Origin of the sequence: Halorussus salinisoli, assembly GCA_005239435.1 — an archaeon.
GTDB classification, from domain to species: Archaea; Halobacteriota; Halobacteria; order Halobacteriales; family Haladaptataceae; genus Halorussus; species Halorussus salinisoli.
This window is the reverse complement of the sequence record SZNP01000001.1, coordinates 1,073,189-1,094,844: the sequence shown is the minus strand read 5'-3', so window position 1 is coordinate 1,094,844 and position 21,656 is coordinate 1,073,189. Positions and strand designations below refer to the sequence as shown.

The following is a 21,656-nucleotide window of genomic DNA, read 5'->3' as shown; positions in this document are numbered from 1 at the left end:
GAATCGCGTGCCAGAGAGAGATATTCCGAGAGTCATGTTTTCACCCTTTGGATGCACCCATCGCACCGTTCTCGTCGGAAGCTAAGTTCGGCCGGTACGTAAACCCTTCCAAACGCGACACGTCGTGCCGGGACCTGCAAGCGTCGATTCACCCCTCGACGCCGGTCACGTCGAACCCGAGGTCGCGCACGTCTTCGAGGATGGCCTCGTGGTCGGCGGTGGCCTCGTAGTAGAACACCATGTCGAAGCTTCCCTCGCGGAGGAGTTGCTGGCACTCCCAGACGAACGACTCGTCGTCCAGCGTCAGGCCCTGGTGTTGGTTCGAGGCGAAGTCGGTGTCGTCGGTGCCGGAGTAGACGAAGGTGTCTTTCGGGTCGTGGCCCGCGTGCTCGGCGATGATTTCGCCGACCTCCACGGTGGCCTGGTGCATCTCGATGTCCTCGTCGCCCCCGAAGTCGGTGTGGACGATGGCCCCGTTGAGTTCGATGTCGCCGGGTTCGAGCAGTTGCTTCGTCCGCCGGTAGAGGTCTTCGTCGACTGCGTCTTCCATGTGTGGAGGAAACCGACCGCCGGTTAAACGCCCTGCGGTTTGCGAGGATAGCCGCCGCTAGTCGGGGCGGTGTCAATAAAAGCTCAGTTCGACGCGATACGTTTACAGGCGCTTGAGGTTCGTTGCTCGCGGACCCTTGTCCGCCTGTTCTATTTCGAACTCGACTTCCTGCCCCTCTTCGAGGTCCGGACCGCCGATGTCTTCCATGTGGAAGAACACGTCTTCGTCAGCGTCCTCAGTGTCGATGAAACCGTAACCGCCAGTGTCGTTGAAGAAATCAACCGTACCTTTCGCCATTGCGTTCTGTCTAAAGTCCCTCCACGCTTAAAAAGGTATGCAACTAGCTGAATCTGTTCCGGCGACAGGTCGCGCCGAGACGGAGTCGAGGTCAAAAGGCTAATTGCTCTCGGTGGTGTCGATGCCACTAACGGATGTTACAGTGGGCACGACGGCGAGTTCGGGCCGCCTACGAGCGACTCCTCAGACGGGAGATATCCGGTGCACCGACGCACGTCGCCGTCATTCAGGACGGCAACCGGCGGTACGCCAGCAAGCAGGGCGAGGACGCCCCGGACGGCCACCGAGCGGGCGCGCAGACGACAGAGCGCGTGCTGAACTGGTGTCAGGACTTGGGAGTCGAAGAGCTGACGCTGTACGCCTTCTCGACCGAGAACTTCGAGCGACCCGACCACGAACGCGAGGCGCTGTTCGACTTGCTGGAAGAGAAACTCTACGAGTTCGGCGACGACGACCGAGTTCACGACGGCGAAGTCCGCATTCAGGTCATCGGCGACCGGGAGCGACTTCCCGAACGGGTACAGGAGGCCGTCGGCTACGCCGAGCGCCGGACCGCCGACTACGACTCGTTCACGCTCAACGTCGCGTTAGCCTACGGCGGCCGGAACGAACTCCTCGGGGCCGCCCGCGACGTCGCCGAGGCGGTCGAAGACGGCGATCTGGACCCCGAAGACATCGACGTGGCCGAGATAGAGAACCGCATCTACGACCGCCCGCTCCGCGACGTGGACCTCATCATCCGGACCGGCGGCGACGAGCGCACTTCGAACTTCCTGCCGTGGCACGCCAACGGCAACGAGGCCGCGGTGTTCTTCTGCACGCCCTACTGGCCGGAGTTCTCGAAGGTGGACTTCCTCAGGGGGATTCGGACCTACGAGTCCCGCGAGGAGTCGTGGCGCCGCGCGAAAGTGAAACGGGCCTTGGCGCTGGTGAAGGCACTCGGCGGCGTGGAACTGGCCGAAGCGCGAAGCATCATCGACCGATTCCGAAGTAACCTACCGGAGGAATCGAGCGTCGAGGAGTTGGGCACAGAGGAGTTACGTATCGAGGAGTTGGACGTGGACGGCGAGTCGTCGGTGGAGTGACTCACCGACCGAACCTGCGCTGGCGATTCTTGTAATCCAACAGCGCCCGCAGGTAGTCGCGCTTCCTGAAGTCCCGCCAGTTCACGTCGGTAAAGTAGAGTTCCGAGTAGACCGACTGCCAGATCATGAAGTCCGAGAGACGCTCCGCGCCGGTCTTGAGCACCAAGTCGGGGTTCTCGGGGAACACCAACTGCTCCTCGACTTCGCTCTCGTCCACCTGCTCGGCGGTCAGTTCGCCGTCCCGTACGTCCTCGGCGATCTTTCGGACTGCGCCAGCGAACTCGTGCTTGCCGCCCAGGCCGATGGAGACCTGAATCGGTGCGTCGGCGCGCTGGGTGTCCTCGGGTCCGCGGACCGCCAACGGGCGCGGAGCCGACACCTTGTCCAACTCGCGCCGAAGCGTCGGGGCCGCTTCGGGGTCGAGAACGCTGACGTAGACGGTGATGCGCTCGACCCCGTACTCGAACGCCCACTCGAAGAAAGCTTCGAGAGTGGCGTACGCGCCCTGTTCGAGCAGGTCGCGCTCGGTTATATTGACGGCGACGTGACTGGGCGGGTCGGCGTCGTGTCTACGGAGGCGGGCGGCGAGATACCGGTCGTACACTCCCACTGACGGGGATTCGCCGGCCACCGTCCTAAACGTCACGGACTCGAATTAGGAATCGGAGTCGCGTTCGACGACGTGGATAACGCCACTCGTAAGCAATGATTACGAATTTTGGAAGCATATTATGCTATGTTTAGGAAATAAATATATTTCTATTGCCACGCCACGAGGAGCCGTCTCTGGCTTAGCGGATTGTTTGCCCAGGCAGTGGCGAGACGGGAGGCGTTTTCGAGACGACGAGCGGACCGGATTTCCGAGAGGAATCCCCGCGTTGGCCGCCGTCCGACGCGCGTCTGACGATTCGACGCCGAACGACGCCTCTCGCTTCGGGAAGGTTAAGTGGGCGTCGGCGGAACGGGGGACTAACGTGACGACTAGAGTTCGGCGCGCGGCGGCGTACGCCGCGGTCTCGACGCTAGCGCTCGCGGCCCCGGCGCTGGGGGCGGCCTCAGCCATCGCGTTCGGCGCAATCGCCGTGGGCGCACTGTCGGTCACCGACGGGCCGGTGTTCGAGTGGTTCGCCCGCCCTGCCGACCGGCAGGAGGGACACCTCCACGGGTTAGCGGCGTTCGCCTTCGCGGCGACCGGAATCACGCTCCTGTCCTCCTTCGCGGGCCTCCCGAGCCACGTCCTCGTGGCGAGCATCCTCGTCGTCGGCTACGGTAACCTCGCTCAGCAGGTCGCGTGGGAGTTCGACGCCGAACCGATACTCCGGACCGGCGCGTTCGTCACCGGCGGAATCGTGGCCGCCGTGGCCGGACAAGTCGTCGCGCTTCGAGTCCAAGGCGCGACGGCCGCTCTCCCCGAAATCGTCTTTCTGGCCGCCAGCGGCGCGCTTCTCGCCGGACTCCTTCGATCGGTACTGTTCGCCCGCGACGACCCGCTCGTGATGCTGTCGGTCGCGTTCCTGCTCTGGCTGTTCGCCGACCTCACAGTGATGGTGACGGTAGACGGCATCGCGGTCGCAATCGGTGTGACGGCGCTGTTCGGCTACGTCTCGTGGGCGCTCGACACCGCGTCGATTCCGGGGATGATGACCGGCGCGCTACTCGCCATGCTGACCATCGTCCTCGGCGGATACGGCTGGTTCGCGGTCCTCATCGCCTTCTTCGGCATCGGGAGCCTCTCGACCAAGTTCCGCTACGACGAGAAGAAGGCCCGCGGGGTCGCCGAGGACAACGAGGGCGCGCGCGGGAGCGGCAACGTCCTCGGGAACGCCGCCGTCGCGCTCGTGGCCGTCCTCGCGTACGCCGCGCGCGCGAAGTTTCCGATTCCCGGCGACGTTTTCCTGTTCGCGTTCGCCGGGTCCATCGCCACCGCGATGAGCGACACCCTCTCGTCGGAGATCGGCGGCGTTTTCGACCAGCCGAGACTCGTCACCACGCTCGAGCGCGTCGAACCCGGCACCGACGGCGCGGTGACGTGGCAGGGCGAACTCGCGGGCGTCGTCGGCGCGGCAGTCGTCGCGGCCATCGTGGGCCTGCTCTTCGGGAGCGTCGGCACCGACGGCGCGGTCGTAATCACCCTCGCCGGTACGGCCGGGATGACGATGGACAGCCTGCTCGGTGCGACCGTCGAGGGCGACCGCCTCGGGAATCAGAGCGTCAACTTCCTCGCCACCCTATCGGGCGCGCTCGTCGGCGCGGGCCTCGCGGTGGTCGTGCTGGCGTGATTCGAGTCGCTCGTCCGGACGACCGGAGCGCGCTCCGAGAGCTTCAGACCACCCTCCGAGAGCCGAATCCCGCCCTGCTGACGTACGCCATCGACGGCCCGCCGGTCGTTCTCGTCACGACGACCACCGACGACGTTCCGGTCGGCTACCTCGTCGCCTTCCACGACGACGAGGCGGGTTACGTCGCGGAGATAGCGGTCGCGCCCGAACGTCGGCGCGAGGGCCGGGCGCGACGGCTCCTCTCGGCGACCGTCGACCACCTTCGAGACGCCGGCTGTTCGGGACTCCGGCTGACGGTCCACCCCGAGAACGACGCCGCCAGAAGCCTCTACGAGTCGATGGACTTCGAGGAGGTCGGCCGGGAGTCTGCGTACTACGACGACGGGAGCGACGCGATAACGATGTGCCGCGACCTCTGAGTCGGGACCTCGTACGATAGTCATCGCAAAAAACTGCGAAGTTCCGCACCCCGCGATGCCGTCGCGGGGTGCGGAACTTCGCGGGGTCGGAACCGATTTCAGAACTGCTCGGCAGTCCGAATCCGCACGTCGGCGGGTCGCTTGACGAACTCGCCGAACTCCCGAGCGACGACCTGACCGACGCCGCGCTGGGCCGACACGTCGAGGACGCGCTGGTCGAGCGTCCCGTCGAGGACCACCGCGTAGGGCACCTCGTCGGCGCTCTCCACGCCGTCGAAGGCGTTCTCGGCCGCCACCTCGGCGATGGTCTCGAACGACTCGTCCAGCAGGCGAGCAGTTCCGGTCTCGGCGTCCACGACGGCCTCGATGTGACCACGCAGGGTCGCCGGTTCGGAGTCGACCGCCGGAACCGACTCGTCGTCGCCACTCTCGGCGTCCGTTTCGACGTCACTCTCGGCGTCGGTCGGGGACTCGCCAGCCAATCCCTCCGGGCCGTCGATTACGTCGGGACCGTCCATCGGGTCGGCCTCGTCGGACTCCGCCGTGGCCTCGACTATCGCAGAGTCGACGCTCTCCGCGTCGGCTATCGCGGACTCTGCGGTCGGCGACTCTGCCTCGGGGTCCGGCGTCGCGGGACCGCTCGTCCCGACGGTCTCTTGGCTCTCGGGCGCGGGACGGGCGCTCCCGTCGGTCGCGGCGGGACCGGCCTCGCTCGCGCCGGAGTTGGCCGACGTCGGGTCGGCGTCGGGTGCGTCGGCGTCCGCTGGTTCTGGTTCGTCCGATTCGTCGCCGACCATCGACTCCTCGAAGGGCCGCTTGCTCCGGAGCGCGGACATGACCTCGTGACGCGCGAGGTCTTCGACCGACTTGTTCGCGGGCGCGAACGCCACGTAGTCGATGTCGCCGACCTGCGCGAGTTCCCTCCGGATGAGGTCGCCGCCGCGGTCGCCGTCGAGGAAGGCGGTGACGGTTCGGTTCTGCGTGAGGTCGGCCACCGCGTCGGGGACGTTGGTTCCTTCGACCGCGACGGCGTTCTTGACGCCGTAGCGGAGGAGGTTCAGCACGTCCGACCGGCCCTCGACCACGATGATGGCGTCGCTGTCCGCGACGCGGGGACCTGCTGGCAGGCCCTCGTACTCCGCGATGTCCTCGACGCGGACGCTCTGGCGGACCTCCTCCAGAATCTCGCGCGAGGTCATCACGTCCTCGTCGAACGACTCCGAGAGGAGTTGCTTCGCGCGGTCCACGACCTTCCGGCGCTTGGCGGCGCGCACGTCCTCGATGCTCGCGACGGAGACGGTGGCCCGACAGGGGCCGACGCGACTGATGGTCTCCAGCGCGGCCGCGAGGATGGAGGTCTCTACTTTGTCGAGACTCGACGAAATCGTTATGGTCCCGAACGACTGTCCGTTCTCGCTGTCGATGTTTACGTCGATACGTCCGAGTTTGGATGACTGCTGGAGGTCACGGAGGTCCAGGTCGTCGCCGAGCAGGCCTTCGGTTTGCCCGAAGACCGCGCCGACGACGTCACTCCGTTCTACCACCCCGTCTGCGGTGATGTCGGCGTGAATGACGTATTTTGCTGTGTCGTCCATGTGTGGTGAACTGCCCCTTGTCGGGGCTGGATGATGATGTGTCCATGAGCTGCGCGGCCATGGATGTTTTAAAATCACACGGCCCGACTGAAATACCTGTCGTCAGCAGAACTGTTTACGACGGAATTATTACCACAATTTGATACGGGCGTCGGTCCTCGGCCGCCACGGTAAAGACCGCCTTCGTCGTCAGTCGGTGCGGAAACCGAATGCGCGTTCTCTTCGTACCCGAACTCTATCGACCCGACGACGCCACCGCCAACGGTACCCTCAACGACGCAGTGGAGTTGGTCGCCGAGTGGCTCGACATCGACCCACACCTCCACGTCTACTGGTTGCTCGCGCCGCCGGAGGTGGCCGACTACGACCCCGAGTACGTCCTCGCCGACCGCGACCGGGTGACCCTCGTCGGGGCCGAACCCTTCCTCCACGGCCACGAACACGAAGACGCGTTTTCCGAAACGGGATACACCGAAGCCCAGTTCCGGGCCGTCGAAGAGGCGATTTTCGACCCGACGAGCTACGTGGACGTGGCGGTGGACCAGCAAGTGACCGGCCGATACGACCTCTACAAGTGGCTCCACCGCCTCGGCGGCGGCCCGGACGCCGCGGTCCGCCCCACCGAACTCGTCGGCTACGTCCACGACCTCCGACTCCCGTTCAAGCGCCACGGGCGAGAACTCCCCGACGACGCTCCGATGAAAGCCGAGTTGTCGGCCGCGGCGGTCGCCGACGGTCTCTGGTTCAAGGCCGGAGTCGACGCCGAGCGCATGCGAGAGTACGGCACCGCCCTTCTCCGCGAGGAGTTCCTGGACGACCTGCTCGACGGCGCGCTCGAAACCGGAAGTCCGCTCGACTTCGCCGACTTCGAGGAGGAGTACGCCGCCGTCCCCGAGTTGCTCCACGTCGCGGGGTCGGGATGGGGAAAGAAGAACCTCGACGTGGTGCTCGACGCCGCCGAGACCCTCCACCGCGAGTTCGGAATCCGGACGCTGATGACGAACATGGACCCGATTCCGGACGGCTTCGCGGCCCGCGAGTTCGTGGACGCCGTCCCCGAGTGCTCCCGCGAGGAGTACGACGACGCGCTCCGGCGCGGCGACCTCACCATCTGTGCCTCGGACCACGAGACGATGCCCCGGACGCCCTTCGAGCAGGCCGCCAGCGGGCAGGTCCTCGTGGTCCGCGACGAACCGTGGGCCTACGACTGCGTGCCCGAGGACTACCGACTCGCCGGAGGTCTCGAAGAACTCGAAGCCATCGCCGTCCGAGCGGTCCGCAACTGGGACGAGGCGGTCGCCGAGAACCGCCGGATGGTAGAGCGCGTCCGGGAGGTCCGCGGTCCGGAGCAGTGCGGACGACGAACCTATCGGGACCTCGCCGAGCGCGTCGAACGCCGGGTTTCGGGATTCGAGGGCAGTGGGATTCGGGAGGACGTGGAGGCGGCGGTTTCGACGTTCGACGGTCGGGTTCCGCTGGACGACCTCCGGAAGCGCGTGGCCGAACGAGCAGACGACTGCACCGTCACCGACCTCGTGTACGCCCTGCGGTCGCTCGGGTATCGGGACGCCGGAAATCCGGGGACGCCGGTGTTCGTGCGCTCAACCGAGTAGTTCGGCCAGCGTCTCCGCGCCGTGTTCCAGCGACTGCTCGGGGTCGTCCGGTTCGTCGTGTTCGTAGACCAGCCACTCGGTTCCGGCCTCCCGGGCCGCCCGGACGCAGGCCTGGATTTCGAGGTCGCCGTCGCCGAGTTCGACCGGCGTGGTGCCCGACACGTCCTTGAGGTGGACCAGCGGGACTCGCCCGCGGAGGTGGCCGAGCAGGCCGATGGGGTCGTGGCCCGCGGCGGTCGCCCACCCGACGTCGAGTTCGAGGTCGAAGTCGGTCTCGTCGGCGAGCAGGTCGAAGGCAGTCCGACCGTCGAGGTCCGCGAACTCGTGGTCGTGGTTGTGGTAGCCGAGCGCGATGCCCCTCTCGTCCAGTCGCCCGGCCAGCGTCTGGAGGCGGCGAGCGGTGTCGGCCACGGCCTCCTTGCTGGCGAACTCGGCCTCGTCGAGGTACGGGACGACGACGCGGTCGCAGTCGAGGGGGTCGTAGGTCTCGGCGACGGTTTCGAGGTCGGCTTCGAGGGCCTCGATACCGACATGGGCCGCGGCGGCGTCGAGTCCGGCCTCGTCCAGCGCGTTCCGGATTTCCTCGGGGTCCGAGTCGCCGAGTCCGGCGAACTCGACGCCTTCGAACTCGGTCTCGCCGACTCGCCGGAGGAGGTCGGGCAGCGGTTCGTCTAGTTCGCGGAGCGTGTAGAGTTGAATCGCGGGTCGCATGGCGAGGGGTAGGTCCCGACGTGGTAAATCGGTTGTTGCGAAGTGGCTGGCGCGAGTCGGTTCCCTGATGCCGTTGGGTATCGTCAGTATCGTTGGTATCGGCGGTATTGGAGGGAAGGACGAGAGGAGGCGGAGAAATAGCTAGCTACTCCTCACTGCGCTCACTCGTCCACCGTCAGAGGCACGCTCCGACGAGCCGTCAGTCACTTCGCTCCGCTCGCGACGACCGCGCCAGCACGCGCTGAGTCGATTATCGGCCAGTTCGTCACGGTGAGGGGCCGAGAAGTCCGAAGTCCGCCCTCCGCATATCCAGATACTTTCAAGGTCCAGTCTCCCGTTTTCGGAATTATTCGGAGGATTTTAGATGCGCATACTCATCGTACCCGAACTCTATCGGCCCGACGACGCCACCGCCAACGGCACCCTCAACGACGCAGTAGTGTGGGTCGAAGAGTGGCTCGACATCGACCCGGACCTCCACGTCTACTGGTTGCTCGCGCCGCCGGAGGTGGCCGACTACGACCCCGAGTACGTCCTCGCCGACCGCGACCGGGTGACCCTCGTCGAGGCCGAACCGTTCATGCACGGCCACCGACATCAGGACGCGTTCACCGAGTCGGGGTACAGCGAGGCCCAACTGGAGGCGCTCGCGGAAGTGACCTACGACCGGTTGGGCTACGTCGACGTGGTCATCGACCAACTCCGGCGCGGGCGCGCGGACCTCTACAAGTGGCTCCTCGCGCTCGACGGCCACCGGGTCGGCCAGCCGTGGCCCGTCGACATCGTCGCCAACGTCCACGACCTGCAACTCCCCTTCAAGTACGCGAACACCGGTTGGCGCAACGAGTTCCAGCGCGAGACCGAAATCAGCGAGTCGGTCCTCTCCGACGGGATGTGGTTCAAGGCCGCCATCGACGTCGAGGGGATGCGCGAGTACGGCCACGAGTTCATGCAGGGGTCGGTGATCGACCGGGCGTTAGACGACGCTGTCCAGACCGGCAGTCCAATCGACTTCTCGCGGTTCGACGCCGAGTACGCCGACGAACCCCAGTATCTCCACATCGCGGGGTCTATCTGGGACAAGAAGCAGGTCGGCACCGTCATGGGCATCGCCGAGATGCTCCACGACAGGTTCGGCGTCCGAACCGTGATGACGAGCATGAGTCGGATTCCGACCGAGTACGCCGACCTGCCGTGGGTCGAGACCTACCCGCAGGCCTCCCGCGAGGAGTTCGAGGCCGCCCTCCGAATGGGCGACCTCTGTATCTCCGCGACCGAGTACGAGACGCTGGCCCGGACGTGGTTCGAGCAGGCCGGGAGCGGACAGGTGTTAATCGCCAGGAATCAGCCCTGGATTTACGACGCCATCCCGCGAGACTACGAGTTGGCCGGAACCATCGAGGAACTGCCGGACCTCGCGGTCTGGGCGGTCGAACACTGGGACGACGCGGTCGCCGAGAGCAAGCGAATGCTGGAGTACGCCAAGGAGATTCGGGACCCCGAGCGGTCGGGCCAGCGCACGTACGACGACATGGCCGAGCGCGCGGCGGCGAAGGTCGAAGCCTACGACCCCGACGGGAACGACGAGACGGTCGGTGAGACGCTCCGAGAGGTCGACGATTCGTTCGCGCTGGACGACCTGAACCGGGCGACCGCCGAGTTCACCGACGACGGCGAGCCGATTCTATCGGGCGAGTGCGCCCTGAGCGAGGTGGTGTTCGCGCTCCGGCGTCGGGGGTACGAGGACACCGGCGGTCCGGGGACGCCCATCTTCGAGAAGCGCGAGTAGGCGGGGCGTGCCGTCGGTCGCCTACTCCGTCTCCTCCGGCCCACCGTCGGGAGTGCGCTCGCGGCGTGCGAGCGCCGGAACGGGGGCACGGACGGCGCGGAGATTCCCGGCGCGGCGACGCACCGACGACTCGCCGAGCACGTCGGACTCGGTGGTGGCCTGGTCGACGTCGAACTCGTCGCGTTCGACCAACTCCGGTACGATGACGCGCACGAAGTGGACGACCAGCACGAGGAGGAGCGGGCCGAGGAACAGGCCGTACCAGCCGAACAGGACGGGACCGAGGACGTACGCGAGCAGGACGAGGCCGGTGTGGAGGTCCCGCCCGGAGACGTACGGCCGCAGGACGAGTTCGGGAATCGTGTCCACGACGACGAAGGCCACGAGCAGGAAGAGCACCGGGAACCACAGCAGAGCGGGGTCGCCGAGTCCGGCCACCACCGCCAGCACGATGCCGAGCGGGACGTACACCAGTTTCATCCCGACGACCGGGACGAGGCTGGCGAGTCCAGTGAGCAACCCCAGCAAGGTCGGCGACGGGAGCGAGACGGCGGCCGGAGCTATCATATCGAGGAGATTGTAGATGATGGCGGATATGATGGCGATGACGAACGCGGTCAGGATGTTGCCGAAGTAGACGGTTTCGAGGTCGTCGTCCACCGCGCGTGCGAACGCGACCGTCGGACTGTCCTCGCCCGCGATCTCCGTCCGGAACCACGACGCGAGTCGGTGGTCGTCCCGGAGCAGGTAGAAGGCGACCACCAGCACGATGACGATACCCAGCACAGTGCTGGCGAGGACGCCGACCACCGCGACGATGGACCCGAGAACGTCGCTCACGGCCTCGGCCCCGCGGTCGGAGACGAACTGCTGAGGGTTCGCCTGAACGACGTCGAACAGTCGTTGCGGGTCGAGCAGGAGCGAGGTGTCCATGTAAGGCCCGAGCATCCCCTCGAACTCCGAGAGACCGATTCCCGCCAGCGAACTCAGTTCTTGGACGCTGACGACGACGGTGTAACCAAGTAGAACGAGGCCCGGAAGCGCCAGTCCGACGAGTGCCGTGACGGCGGTCAGCGTCGGTTGGCGCATTTGTCCGAGGAGTCGCCGGTACATCGGCCGGGTCGCGTAGTAGACGAACAGGCCGAGCAGAAACGTTCCCAGGAACGACGTGACGACGTAGCCGACAGCGAGGACGAGCACAACTGCGACCAGCCACCACGCGATTCGCTCCCGGTCGAACGAGAACTCTCGTACCCAACCCATGCCCGGACGTAGGACGCCCAGACGTAAGTCCCCCGGGGAGTTACTCGGTTGTCTCTCCGGGGAACGGTTCGGTTTCGAGCAGGCTACTCGGTGGTCGTCGCCGACCTGCACCGAAGCACTGCTCCGGCCGTCGTCCGCGGGTCCGCGAACTTCCACTCGTCGGGTTCGACGCGCTTCAGGGCTCGTTCCCCGACGAAGTAGCTCACCTTACTCCCGCCGTCCGCGTGGAGCGAAGTCGCGGTTTCGTCGTCGCTACCGCCACCTTCGCCCCAGCCGAACTCGACGGTGACGTAGACGACGAACCCCTCGTCCGTACGCTCCGCGTCCGACACCTCGACGCGGCCGACGTCGACGTAGGTCAGATTTCGTTCGCGGGCGAGGATTTCGTTGTGCTTGTAGACTCGCTCGTAGGCCGTCACGAACTCGGTCACACTCGAGCGTGCGAGTCGCGCCGGGAAATCTGGGTACGTCTTCGGAGCGACTTCGTCGGTGTCCGCGGGGTTCGGTGGGGACTCCACCTCGTCGCAGTCCACCCATTCGGGGGTCGAGGAGTCGGTCGCGTCGGCCGTCGCCGAGTCGGGCCGGGACGACTGCTCGCCGTCGCCCTCCGAGGAGACGCATCCCGCGAGGGCGACGAGAGAGCAGGTAGCCGCGGTCTCGAGGACCGACCGTCGGGAAGGGGAGTTCGTCACGACCCTCGGTAGGGCCACGCTCGACAAATCCTTTCTGGGTGACATTCGGTCGGCCTCAGAAAAGCGGTTCGCCCATCGTCTCGCGGCCGAAGGCGAAGACGACGAGTCCGCCGAGGACGAAGGCGACCGCGAGTGGCGCGAGCGCGGTCAGATACCCGATTTCCACGAGTGCACCGGCCAGAATCGGGCCGACGACCGCACCGATTTTCCCGACGCCGCCCGCGAACCCGTTGCCCGTGCCCCGGACTTCGGTCGGGAACAGTTCCGGAGTGTAGGCGTAGATGGCACCCCACGCGCCGAGCGTGAAGAAACTCGCCGCGAGCAGGCCGCCGAAGAACGGCCAGAAGCCCGACAGTCCCGCACCGAACAGTGAGACGTTCGGCATCGAGGCCGCGAAGACGAAGGTGAACACGCCCGAGAGGGCAAGATAGCTCCCCAGAGTCGGCTTCCGGCCGATCTTCTCCACGAGGTAGGCCGCGCTGAAGTAGCCGGGGAACTGGACCAGCGCGATGAGCAGGAAGTAGAGATAGATACCCTCTACCGTCGCTCCGGCGAACGTGACGCTCTCGACGACGCCCGCCGCACCGACCGTCTGCGGGAGCCAGATGAACACGCCGTAGTAGCCGAAGTTGATGGCGAACCACGCGGTCGCTATCATCGCGGTGGAGTTGCGGAGGTCCGACTCGAACAGCCGCGAGTAACTCGCCGACTCGCGGGTCTCGACCGACTCGGCGGTGATGGGAGTGAACTCCTCGTCGTTCTCGTCGGCGATGGCACGGATGCGGTCGTTGGCCCCTTCGATGTCGCCTCGGCGGGCGAGGTAGTAGGGCGTCTCCCGTAGCTGACTTCGGATGACGAACACGAGCAGGGCCGGGAACGCCGCGCTGGCGAACAGGAGTCGCCACCCCGCGACCGCACCGAGGACCGGCACCGCGACGGTACCGCCGGTGGAGAGCGCCGAGAGGAACAACCACGCCAGCACCACGGCGAGGACGTTGCCGAGGGGCCAGAACGCGTCCAGATAGACGAGGTAGCGCCCCCGTCGGTCGGTCGGGAGATGTTCCGAAAGGTAAGAGGTGTCAACCGCGAGCGCACCGCCGAGTCCGACGCCCGTCAGGAACCGGAGCGCGAACCCGGAGTAGAATCCGGTGGCGAACGCGGTCAGGCCGGCGAACAGCGAGTAGGTGAGGACAGTCCACTGGAAGGCGTCCTTCCGGCCGTGTTCGTCGGCGTACCAGCCCCACGCCCAGTTGCCAGCTATCATGCCCATCAGACTCGCGCTCCCCAGCAGTCCGGCGCTCAGCCCCGAGAGACCCCACGCGGAGATGAGGACCGGGAGCGTGAAGCTGATGATGATGACTTCCATGCCGTCGAACGCCCACGCGCTCCCGCAGATCGCCAGCAGGCGACGGTGGAATCGGCCGACGGGGATTCGGTCCATCACCTGCGAGACGGTCACGCGCTCTTCTGTCGTAACTCCGTCTGCCATTGATTGCCACTCCCTCGATAGAGGCTCGGTATCGGACGCACTTAAGAGTAAGGAAATAGAGCAACAGTCGGGGGTTTTGAAGGAATTTTCTCTTCTATTCGGCAAACTGGAACGGTTTCGAGTTCTATCTTGCCGGCCGGAGGTGGGACTTCCGCGAGATCTCGGGTCGCCGCGACACCCGAGTCCCCCGCGATACGTTGGATATAAGTACGCCCGTAGCCGATTTCCCGGGTATGAAAGACCAAGGACGCTCCACGCGCAAGCGTACCGGCGGCCGACTCCGACCGTCCCGAAAGAAGAAAAAGTACGAACTGGGCCGTGAACCCACCGAGACCACCGTCGGCGAGACCCGACTCCGGACCACCGACGCCCGGGGCAACACCCAGAAAGTCCGCGCGCTCTCGACCGACGTAGCCAACGTCGCCATCGACGGCGAGACCATCGAGGCCACCATCGAGGACGTCGTGGAGAACGCCGCCAACCCCAACTACGTCCGGCGGAACATCGTCACCAAGGGCGCAGTCATCGAGACCAGCGAGGGAACGGCCCGCGTCACCTCCCGTCCGGGCCAGACCGGCAACGTGAACGCGGTCCTCGTCGACGAGTAATTCTCACTCGCAACCGACCGATTCGGCGACCGCGCGCAGTTGCGCTTTGCCGAACTCGTCGGTGAACTGCTGGACGCTCACTCGATATGCGTAGCCGTCGCACTCCCAGAGGAATTTCCCACCGCCGTCGGATTCGACGTAGCGCGCGTCGGAGTCGTCGACGGTCGTCGCGTTTCCGGCGGTGAAGTCGTAGGCCGACTCGTTCTCGGCCTTCCGAATCGAGAGGACGTTTTCGAGATTCCCGTTTTCGACGTCGTTGTAGGCCATAGCGACGTACTCGCTGTCAGGGAGTTGCACCGTGATACCGCTCTCGAAGGCGAAGGGTTCGGGCACGTCCGGGTCGGGCACCGAGAACGAGGCGTCGTCAGCGAGTGCGTCGTACGTGTCGTAGGTGCGCTGGCGCGGCGGGGAATCGGTCGCGGTCGTCTCGTTGGGAGTCGCTTCAGTCGCCGCGACCTCAGTCGTCGCAGTTTCGCCCGGTTCGGTCGCGTCCGTGGTCGTCGCGGTCGTCTCGAAAGTCGTCGTGGAGTCGGGTGTGCCCGCCGACCCGCCGAGACAGCCAGCGAGGACGAGCGAACACGCTAGCGCGGCGACGACGAGACGGCGGTTCATCGTCGTCCCTCCAGGAGCGGCGGGGGTTCGGCGAGTCGATGCGGTCGAACGGAGTCAGGGCAGTTCATCGCTGAAACCTCGCCGAACGTTCGACTCCGCCACACCTGTTAGGCGCGTCCGTTTTATCGACGCGAGAATCGGACCGGAGCGTTAAGTGTTAGGAGGTAGTAACTTTACGGTCGACCAACTCAGACGCCGGGCGTGTCGTCGACGCCTTCGATGCCCGAGTCCGTAATCCGGAACTGGGCCTTCTCGCCCGCGGGTTTGGCGCGGTGCTTTTCGAGGGTCGCTCGGCGGTTGCCCCCGCGGAATCGCTCGATGCGGACCACCGTGCCGGTCCAGTGTTCGAGTGTGTGGCCGCCCAGCGGTCGGGCGCGGTCGGTGTCGGGGTCGGTGTACACCTGATTCGTCAGGACGACCGCCAGGTCGTGCTTGCGCGCCAGCGACAGCAGGTGCGTGACCTGACTGGCGACTTCGCGGAGGGCCTCGCCGCCCTCCTCGTCCTCGGCGCGTTCGAGTCGGTAGAACCCGGTCGCGCTGTCGAGGACCACGAGGTCGGCGCGCTCGGCGAGTTCGGCGGTGTCCCGGACCGCCTCCTCCTGCTCGTCGAAGTCGTAGGCCTCCTTGACGATGATGCGGGAGGTCAACTCCTCCACGTCGTCCGCGCCGCTCGCGGCGTCCACGCGGGCTTCGGCGACCTGCTGGAACCGCGCCAGCGAGAGTCCCTCGGTGTCGATGTAGACCGCGGTTCCGCCGCCGGCGGCGACCTCGACCGCCGCGCCCAACGCGACGTTGGTCTTGCCTGCGGCGGGCGGGCCGTACACCTGCGTCACGGTTCCGGCCTCGAATCCGCCGCCCAGCAGGTCGTCGAGCGGTCCGCACCCGGTCGGGATGGCCTCTTCGTTCACGTCGCTGGCTTGGGTCTACCCGGTCAAAAGGTTCAGGATTCGTCGCTGTCACGCCGGTTCGGCGCTCGGTCTCACCCGCCACCGGAAGACGCACTCGGTGGTGCGATCCACTGGAGGACGCACTCGATGATACACCGGTCTCCGGCGCGTTCTGGCGCGGGGTCGGCGGGAACGGACGTGACCGCAGGCTCGGAAGTCGCAACACGCGTGGTTCGAAAATCGAAGATTTCCGGAGACAGCGAAGCGAGCAGGACCGTCTTCCGGCGGCGACCGGGCGAGGGCTTTCTGAAAGTCTTCTATGCGGATACTGCTTCGACTAACGTCGATTCTGCTGATACTAATTCGACTCACCCCGACTCTCCGCCCCTCTGGCTTTACCAATTCCGACCGAACACCTAGCCGAGGCAGTTGAACTTTTCACCCCCGACGACCAACCCCGAGTAGTGACAGTCGTCGTCGCCACCGAAGACTTCGAGGTGTATCACGGCGTGGTGAACGAGCTACGCGACAGAGGCGTGACCTTCACCACGGTCGAACCCGGCGAGTCGCTTCCGGACAGAGCGACGGTGCTGATTCGGGCCGAGGACGACGAGGACGCCGAGACGCCGAACGCCGACGAAATCGAAGACGACGTAGCGACCGTCGTCGCCGACCCCGAGAACCCCCGACGAGCAGTGGACGAAGCCCTCGCTCGCCTGCGCGGGGGCGAGGGTCGAACCGTTGTCGGTATCGACCCCGGCACGCGACCCGGAATCGCGGTGCTGTCGGGCGAGATGGTGGTCGCGGCGTTCCACGTCCCGCTGGCCGACGTGGCCGAGACGGTCCGCCGAGAGGTCGAAGACGCGGTGGACCCCGTGGTCCGCATCGGCGACGGCGCGCGCTTGCAGGGCGCGCAACTCGTCCGCGAGTTGGAGGACGCGCCGGTCGAACTCGTGGACGAGACCGGGACGACGCCCTACCTCGGAACCGGTGCGCGCGGGATGGGCGACGTGCTGGCCGCGGTGAACATCGCCCGACTGGAGGGCGAGCGCGTCGAGGGACGGGAGATCGAACCGACCGCCGGAGAGCTACAGGTCATCAAGAACAGGTCGCGAGAGCAGGCCGACGACAACCGGGAAATCGACGAGGAGTTGGCCCGGCGCGTGGCGTCGGGGGACCTGACGCTGGAGGAGGCGATGGACGAGCATCGGAACGGCGGCGATAGCTGAAAGAAACGTACACGTTTCCCTTAGAAATGAAAATGATTCCACAGCAACGCGCTACGACTGTCGAACTGCGTTCTCGGCCCGCCGAAGGACCTCGCGCACGGGTACGCCCGCCTCTCGCGCCACCGCGGCGCAGTCGTCGTACTCGGCGCTCACGTCGTAGGTTTCGCCCGCGTCGTCGCTGGCGACTTTCACGTCCACCTCGTAGCGTTCGCCGTCGATGGACACGACGACCGACTCGAACTCCCGATTCGCTATCCAGCGGTGGGTCGCGCCGGTCTGGCGAACGCCGAGCGTCCCGGTCTCCTCGGCGAGTCGGCGCGCGACGGCCTCGGCGTCCTCTGGCTGGCAGATGACCTTCACGAGGTGGCCCGGGCGTGACTTCTTCATCGTCAGCGGGACGATAGACACGTCGCGCGCGCCGACCTCCGCCAGCGACTCCTGCAAGCCGCCCAGAATCTCGGGCGGTGCGTCGTCCAGATTCGTTTCGAGGACCGCGACGTCGCCGTACACCAGACTACCGTCGCTCTCCCCGACCATCGCCCGGAGGACGTTCGGATGCTCGGGGAAGTCGTACCCGCCCGCGCCGTAGCCCGAGGCGTCGATTCGGAGCGAGGGGAGCGTCTCGACGCCCTCGGCGAAGTGCGCGAGGATCGCCGCGCCGGTCGGGGTCAGCAGTTCGGCCTCGACCGGCCCGCCGCGGAGCGACCAGTCGGCGCGCCCGGCGACTTCGACCACGGCGGGCGTCGGCACCGGGTAGACGCCGTGGCTCATCTCCATCGTGCCGCCGCCCGTCGCCAGCGGCGTGGTCACGACGCGCTCCGGTTCGAGGTCGGCGACGAGGAGCGCCGCGCCCACTACGTCGGCGATGGCGTCGTCCGCGCCGACCTCGTGGAAGTGGGTCGATTCGAGGTCGGTGCCGTGGACGCTGGCCTCGGCCTCGCCGAGCAACTCGAAGACGGTCAGTGCGTCGTCCTCGACGCTCTCGGGGAGGTCCATCGACTCCACGATTTCGACCACCTCGGGGTAGGTTCTGAGGGGACCCGAGCCTTCGGCGTGGGTGTGGTCGTAGTCGTAATCGTCGTGGTCGTGCGAATGGTCGCTGTGGCCGTGGTCGTGAGAGTGGTCGTGACCGTCGGCCTCGTGGCTATGCGAATGGTCGTGGTCCTCGTGATTTCCGTGGTCGTGCGTGTGACCTTCGTCGGCTCCTTCGGTGTCCACGTCTTCGAGCAGTACCGAGACCGTCGTCGCCGAAATCCCGTTCTTCTCGGTCTCGCCGACCTCGTAGCGCACCGGCAGGGCGTCCTCGACGGGCGCGAGCGCGTCGCGGTCCGCGCCTGCCGCGAGCAGGGCCGCGAGTATCATGTCGCCACTCGCGCCCATTCGTCCATCGAATGCGAGCGTTTTCATGGACTACTGTGGGTCGTTCGCGGCGAAAAAGGCGATGATTGTTCTCGTGACGGTTGGAATCGGTGACGTCCTGCGACGAGGCGGCTACTTCGAGGAAGCTAGCTACTGCTCGTGCCAACGAGGACCGCAACAGCACCGCACCGCGACAGCGCCGCGCCCCGTACCTCCCCGCGTCTTGCCGAACGGAGTGAGGCACGGCTCGGAAGACGCGGGTCGTCTTCCGGTGTGCGCGCTCGGCCGCAGAACCGCAACGCGGCCGAGCGCGCGTCGTCTGCGCGAGCGAAGTCGAGTGCAGGCTCGGAGGACGCGGTTCGTCCTCCGGCGCATCCTATGGTTTACTCCCCGGGCGACATCGTCTCTGTTTCGCCGGGCGTACCCTGTCGTCTATCGCACCGAGCGCATCCCGCGCCTAGCCACAAAGTACACCCAAAGGCCAAACGGCTTTGTAGCCAGACCCCGTATGCAAATTCATAGCATGCGCCCGGACGTGACGACCTCGTCGGCCGGTTCAAGCGAGTTTCCCCCGGTAGCAAAGGACTTATCCTTCGCGGGCGCGGACCGACAAACAATCCCCGTATTATCGAATCATGAATGAAGTTCAACTAGAGGTGGCAAAGGCGTACCCGAACGATTCGGGTCGCGGTATCGCCCGTCTCGACCCGGACACGCTGCTCCACTTGAAGCTGAGTCCGGGCGACATTATCGAAATCGAAGGTGCCGACACGACCGCTGCGAAGGTCTGGCGCGCGGACCGGCAGGACTGGAACACCGACACGGTTCGCATTGACGGCTTCACGCGACAGAACGCCGACGTCGGTATCGGCGAGCGCGTCGAAATCCGGAAAGCCGAGGCCGAGAAGGCCGACAAACTGGTGCTGGCACCCCCGGAAGAGGCCAGCGTCCAGTTCGGGTCCGACGCGGCCGGGATGGTCAAGCGCCAGATTCTCAAGCGACCGGTGGTCGAGCGCGACATCGTGCCGGTGATGTCCTCGACCAACCACCCGTTCATGCGGTCGCCCGGACAGGCGATTCCGCTCATCGCGGTCGAGACCGAACCGGACGGCGTCTGTCTCATCACCGAAGACACCGAGGTCGAACTCCGCGAGGAACCGATTTCGGGCTTCGAGAAGACCGGCGGCGGCATCACCTACGAGGACATCGGCGGCCTCGAGAACGAGATCCAGCGCGTCCGGGAGATGGTCGAACTCCCGATGAAGCATCCCCAGATCTTCAAGAAACTGGGCATCGAGCCGCCACAGGGCGTCCTGCTTCACGGCCCGCCCGGCACGGGCAAGACCCTGCTCGCCAAGGCGGTCGCCAACGAGACCTCCGCGAGCTTCTTCTCCATCGCGGGGCCGGAAATCATCTCCAAGTACTACGGCGAGTCCGAGCAGCAACTGAGGGAAATCTTCGAGGACGCCACCGAAGAGTCGCCCTCCATCATCTTCATCGACGAACTCGACTCCATCGCGCCCAAGCGCGAGGACGTGACCGGCGAGGTCGAACGCCGGGTCGTCGCCCAGTTACTGACCATGATGGACGGCCTCGAATCCCGCGGGCAGGTCATCGTCATCGCCGCCACGAACCGCGTGGACTCGGTGGACCCCGCGCTCCGGCGTCCCGGCCGGTTCGACCGCGAAATCGAAATCGGCGTGCCAGACGAGACCGGCCGCGAGGAGATCCTGCAGATTCACACCCGCGGGATGCCCCTCAGCGACGACGTGGCGCTCGACTCGCTGGCCAACGACACCCACGGCTTCGTCGGCGCGGACATCGAGAGCCTGACGAAAGAGGCCGCGATGAAGGCCCTGCGGCGCTACCTCCCCGAAATCGACCTCGATGAGGAGGACATCCCGCCGAGCCTCATCGACCGGATGATAGTCAAGCGCCAGGACTTCAACGGCGCGCTCAACGAGGTCGAACCCTCGGCGATGCGCGAAGTCCTCGTGGAACTGCCCAAGATATCGTGGGACGACGTGGGCGGTCTCGAACAGGCCAAACAGGAGGTCAAAGAGAGCGTCGAGTGGCCGCTCTCCTCGCCCGAGAAGTTCCAGCGGATGGGCATCAACCCGCCGAGCGGCGTCCTGCTCTACGGCCCGCCCGGCACGGGCAAGACCCTGATGGCGAAGGCCGTCGCCAACGAGACCAACGCCAACTTCATCTCGGTTCGCGGACCGCAACTCCTCTCGAAGTGGGTCGGCGAGTCCGAGAAGGCCATCCGCCAGACGTTCCGGAAGGCCCGGCAGGTCTCCCCGACCGTCATCTTCTTCGACGAGTTGGACAGCCTCGCGCCCTCGCGGAGTCAGGAGATGGGCAGTAACGTCTCCGAGCGCGTGGTCAACCAACTGCTGACCGAACTCGACGGACTCGAAGAGAAGGGCGACGTGATGGTCATCGGCGCGACCAACCGCCCGGACATGATAGACCCCGCGCTCATCCGGTCGGGTCGGTTCGACCGCCTCGTCATGATCGGCCAACCCGACGAGGAGGGCCGCGAGCAGATTCTGAAGATTCACACCGACGACACGCCGCTGTCGGCCGACGTGAGCCTCCGGGAACTCGCCGAGATAACCGACGGCTACGTGGGTAGCGACCTCGAATCCATCGGCCGCGAGGCCGCCATCGAGGCGCTCCGCGAGGACGACGACGCCACCGAGGTCGAGATGCGCCACTTCCGGCAGGCCATGGAGAACGTCCGGCCGACCATCACCGAGGACCTGCTCGACTACTACGAGCAGATGAAAGACGAGTTCAAGGGCGGTTCGTCCAGTCCCACGGAGGGTCGGCGCGGCGGCCGGATCGGCTTCCAGTGAAACCGTAGACCCTTTTACTGCGCTCGGAACTTCGCCTGCGGCGGACTTCCCCGCTGGCAGGCCGTTCACGAAAACCGCCAGAAGACGACTCGCGTCTGCCGAGCGGTCGGCCACTTCGTTACGTAATCTTCGAAGCGTGACCAGAAGGGCCGCCCTGTCGCGCATCGCGTGGTCGTCTCGGCGACCACTATCCGAGCGAAGCGAGCAGGACCGTCTTCCGGTGGCGACCGGTCGGGACTTCTCCCCGTTCTCCACCGGAACTGTCGTAGAAGCGGCGAGAGTCTGTCACGATGGCTCTGGAACACGTCGCTCCGGTCG

At 66.0% G+C, this 21,656-nt stretch carries 19 protein-coding genes; 8 read left to right on the top strand and 11 right to left on the bottom strand.

The features are described from left to right. Positions 1-148: 148 nt before the first annotated feature. Together E2484_RS09820 and E2484_RS09815 are read right to left on the bottom strand one after the other, a co-directional pair. Positions 149-550, bottom strand: coding sequence for a DUF5778 family protein (locus E2484_RS09820; protein ID WP_137285014.1), 402 nt, complete (start codon positions 548-550; stop codon positions 149-151). A 102-nt stretch (positions 551-652) separates the two neighbouring features. Beyond that, a complete protein-coding gene (locus tag E2484_RS09815) occupies positions 653-847 on the bottom strand; it encodes a cold-shock protein (protein ID WP_137285013.1) in 195 nt (64 codons plus the stop codon). Positions 848-981: 134 nt separating this feature from the next. Between E2484_RS09815 and uppS the strand changes: the two genes are divergently transcribed. Further along, a complete protein-coding gene (gene uppS / locus E2484_RS09810; protein WP_137285012.1) occupies positions 982-1,932 on the top strand; it encodes a polyprenyl diphosphate synthase in 951 nt (316 codons plus the stop codon). Between the two features lies 1 nt (position 1,933). Here uppS and E2484_RS09805 read toward each other — a convergent pair whose 3' ends face one another. Continuing rightward, the gene (locus E2484_RS09805; RefSeq protein WP_137285011.1) at positions 1,934-2,542 is read right to left on the bottom strand and encodes an undecaprenyl diphosphate synthase family protein; all 609 of its coding nucleotides are present in this window, start codon (positions 2,540-2,542) and stop codon (positions 1,934-1,936) included. Positions 2,543-2,906: 364 nt separating this feature from the next. Here E2484_RS09805 and E2484_RS09800 point away from each other — a divergent pair, with 364 nt between their 5' ends. Both E2484_RS09800 and E2484_RS09795 read left to right on the top strand, forming a co-directional pair. Then, complete coding sequence (locus tag E2484_RS09800) at positions 2,907-4,211, top strand: DUF92 domain-containing protein (RefSeq protein ID WP_137285010.1); 1,305 nt, start codon at positions 2,907-2,909, stop codon at positions 4,209-4,211. After that, on the top strand, positions 4,208-4,630 hold the full coding sequence (locus E2484_RS09795; RefSeq protein WP_137285009.1) for a GNAT family N-acetyltransferase: 423 nt from the start codon (positions 4,208-4,210) through the stop codon (positions 4,628-4,630). The genes E2484_RS09800 and E2484_RS09795 overlap by 4 nt, the downstream gene beginning before the upstream one ends. Before the next feature lie 98 nt (positions 4,631-4,728). On the opposite strand, the gene dnaG is transcribed toward E2484_RS09795, so the two are convergent. After that, positions 4,729-6,225 carry a DNA primase DnaG gene (dnaG, locus tag E2484_RS09790; protein WP_137285008.1) on the bottom strand — a complete coding sequence of 499 codons (1,497 nt, stop codon included), beginning with the start codon at positions 6,223-6,225 and terminating at the stop codon, positions 4,729-4,731. A gap of 209 nt (positions 6,226-6,434) precedes the next feature. On the opposite strand from dnaG, the gene E2484_RS09785 reads away from it, so the two are divergent. Then, on the top strand, positions 6,435-7,838 hold the full coding sequence (locus tag E2484_RS09785) for a glycosyltransferase (protein ID WP_137285007.1): 1,404 nt from the start codon (positions 6,435-6,437) through the stop codon (positions 7,836-7,838). On the opposite strand, the gene E2484_RS09780 is transcribed toward E2484_RS09785, so the two are convergent. After that, positions 7,827-8,549, bottom strand: a complete 723-nt coding sequence (locus E2484_RS09780) for a sugar phosphate isomerase/epimerase family protein (protein WP_137285006.1) — start codon at positions 8,547-8,549, stop codon at positions 7,827-7,829. The two genes, E2484_RS09785 and E2484_RS09780, sit on opposite strands and share 12 nt — an antisense overlap. A 364-nt stretch (positions 8,550-8,913) precedes the next feature. Here E2484_RS09780 and E2484_RS09775 point away from each other — a divergent pair, with 364 nt between their 5' ends. Next, on the top strand, positions 8,914-10,338 hold the full coding sequence (locus tag E2484_RS09775) for a glycosyltransferase family 1 protein (RefSeq protein ID WP_137285005.1): 1,425 nt from the start codon (positions 8,914-8,916) through the stop codon (positions 10,336-10,338). Positions 10,339-10,359: 21 nt separating this feature from the next. Here the strand turns inward: E2484_RS09775 and E2484_RS09770 are convergent, their stop codons facing one another. The 3 genes from E2484_RS09770 to E2484_RS09760 all read right to left on the bottom strand — a co-directional run bounded on the left by E2484_RS09770 (position 10,360) and on the right by E2484_RS09760 (position 13,782). Next, complete coding sequence (locus E2484_RS09770; RefSeq protein ID WP_137285004.1) at positions 10,360-11,601, bottom strand: AI-2E family transporter; 1,242 nt, start codon at positions 11,599-11,601, stop codon at positions 10,360-10,362. An 83-nt stretch (positions 11,602-11,684) separates the two neighbouring features. Beyond that, on the bottom strand, positions 11,685-12,293 hold the full coding sequence (locus E2484_RS09765; RefSeq protein WP_137285003.1) for a hypothetical protein: 609 nt from the start codon (positions 12,291-12,293) through the stop codon (positions 11,685-11,687). Between the two features lie 55 nt (positions 12,294-12,348). Then, positions 12,349-13,782: an MFS transporter gene (locus tag E2484_RS09760; protein WP_137285002.1), complete on the bottom strand. Its 1,434-nt coding sequence runs from the start codon at positions 13,780-13,782 to the stop codon at positions 12,349-12,351. A 233-nt stretch (positions 13,783-14,015) separates the two neighbouring features. On the opposite strand from E2484_RS09760, the gene E2484_RS09755 reads away from it, so the two are divergent. Further along, a complete protein-coding gene (locus tag E2484_RS09755) occupies positions 14,016-14,390 on the top strand; it encodes a 30S ribosomal protein S8e (protein WP_137285001.1) in 375 nt (124 codons plus the stop codon). A gap of 3 nt (positions 14,391-14,393) precedes the next feature. Here E2484_RS09755 and E2484_RS09750 read toward each other — a convergent pair whose 3' ends face one another. Together E2484_RS09750 and radB are read right to left on the bottom strand one after the other, a co-directional pair. After that, complete coding sequence (locus tag E2484_RS09750; RefSeq protein WP_137285000.1) at positions 14,394-15,002, bottom strand: hypothetical protein; 609 nt, start codon at positions 15,000-15,002, stop codon at positions 14,394-14,396. A 188-nt stretch (positions 15,003-15,190) separates the two neighbouring features. Further along, positions 15,191-15,910 carry a DNA repair and recombination protein RadB gene (radB, locus tag E2484_RS09745; RefSeq protein WP_137284999.1) on the bottom strand — a complete coding sequence of 240 codons (720 nt, stop codon included), beginning with the start codon at positions 15,908-15,910 and terminating at the stop codon, positions 15,191-15,193. Positions 15,911-16,353: 443 nt separating this feature from the next. On the opposite strand from radB, the gene E2484_RS09740 reads away from it, so the two are divergent. Then, positions 16,354-17,118 (top strand): hypothetical protein, encoded by a 765-nt coding sequence (locus tag E2484_RS09740; protein WP_137284998.1) that lies wholly within the window; start codon positions 16,354-16,356, stop codon positions 17,116-17,118. 51 nt (positions 17,119-17,169) lie between these two features. Here E2484_RS09740 and larC read toward each other — a convergent pair whose 3' ends face one another. Beyond that, on the bottom strand, positions 17,170-18,525 hold the full coding sequence (larC, locus tag E2484_RS09735) for a nickel pincer cofactor biosynthesis protein LarC (RefSeq protein WP_137284997.1): 1,356 nt from the start codon (positions 18,523-18,525) through the stop codon (positions 17,170-17,172). Positions 18,526-19,112: 587 nt separating this feature from the next. Here larC and E2484_RS09730 point away from each other — a divergent pair. Beyond that, positions 19,113-21,338, top strand: a complete 2,226-nt coding sequence (locus E2484_RS09730; RefSeq protein ID WP_137284996.1) for a CDC48 family AAA ATPase — start codon at positions 19,113-19,115, stop codon at positions 21,336-21,338. Positions 21,339-21,656 lie beyond the last annotated feature (318 nt).